Here is a 1,290-nt window from a genome sequence, read left to right as displayed (position 1 = left end):
GGCGCGGGCGCTTCGGCCGGCCCCGGACCGGCCGCCCGGGCGGCCGCGAGCGCGGGCCGGGCGGTGTCGAGGCCCGGCCGCGTCTCGTACCGGGAGATGACGGCCGCGTAGTACCGGTGGAACAGGGCCGCGCCGGCCTTCAGCGCCTCGCTGCGCTGGACCGCCCGCTCCTGGCCCGGCCGCCGGGCGGCGCGTTCCCGCCCGGTGCCGTCCTGAGCGGCGCGCTGGGCACAGTGGCTCGCGCAGTCCTGCCCCGGGAGGCCGGACGCCGTGGCGGAGCTCTCGGGAGCCGCGGCCGCGCCGCCGGGCAGTGCGGACGCGACGGTCGTGACGAGCCCGAACAGGCCCGCCAGGAGCATGAGCAGCCTGCGGCGACGTGGCGTCGTCCCGTCCACGCCCACCCCCGTCCGCTCGGTGTCGTCCAGCGCACACCTTAGTAGCGGCCGGGAGCACCGTCCACACGACCGCTCCGCGCGGCCGGGAGGCGGACGCCGCGCCGTCCGGGCGACGCTGCTGTATCGCCGGGTCTGGACGTGAAGATCCCACTTCGCTACCTTCCGCGCCATGACTCTGACGCGGAAGATCATCCGGTCCCTCCCGGTGGCGGGCCTGGCGGCGGCGACCCTGACCGCCGGCCTCGGCGGGACGGCCCACGCGGGCGCGCCGCACCCCGGCTGGAAGCTCACCGACACCGGCGTCCAGGCCCGGTTCCGCGGCCTGGCGGCCGTGGACCGCCACACCGCCTGGGCCGCGGGCAGCGGCGGGACCGTCCTGCGCACCGTGGACGGCGGCCGCACGTGGGCCAAGGTGGCCCCGGCGGACGCGGCGGGCCTGGAGTTCCGCGACGTGGAGGCGTTCGACGCCGACAACGCCGTCGTGCTGGCGATCGGCGAGGGCGACGCGTCCCGGGTCTACCGGACCTCCGACGGCGGCCGCACCTGGACGACCGGCTTCCGGAACGCCGACCCCAAGGCGTTCTACGACTGCATGACCTTCTTCGACCGGCACAACGGCCTGGCCGTCAGCGACCCCGTGGACGGGAAGTTCCGCATCCTCTCGACGGCCGACGGCGGCCGGAGCTGGAAGGTGCTGCCGAGCGCCGGGATGCCCGCCGCGCTGCCCGGCGAGGCCGGGTTCGCCGCCAGCGGGCAGTGCCTGGTCTCCCGCGGCTCCCGCGACGCGTGGATCGCGACCGGCGGCGGGGACCGCTCGCGGGTGTTCCACAGCCGCGACCGGGGCCGCACCTGGACGGTCTCGGACGCGCCGCTGCCCAGCACGGCGTCGCGGTCG

General features: G+C 77.5%; 2 protein-coding genes. One reads left to right on the top strand and one right to left on the bottom strand.

What is annotated here, in order from left to right; translation table 11 throughout:
• On the bottom strand, positions 1 to 395 hold a 395-nt coding region (locus tag AB0J52_RS41130; RefSeq protein ID WP_500188679.1), incomplete at its 3' end, for a hypothetical protein.
• Positions 396 to 564: 169 nt separating this feature from the next.
• On the opposite strand from AB0J52_RS41130, the gene AB0J52_RS41125 reads away from it, so the two are divergent.
• Positions 565 to 1,290 (top strand): WD40/YVTN/BNR-like repeat-containing protein (locus AB0J52_RS41125; RefSeq protein ID WP_500188677.1); only part of this gene is annotated, 726 nt, incomplete at its 3' end.

The organism is Spirillospora sp. NPDC049652 (assembly GCF_040675125.1).
GTDB lineage: Bacteria > Actinomycetota > Actinomycetes > Streptosporangiales > Streptosporangiaceae > Spirillospora.
This window is presented reverse-complemented; position numbering and strand designations above follow the sequence as displayed.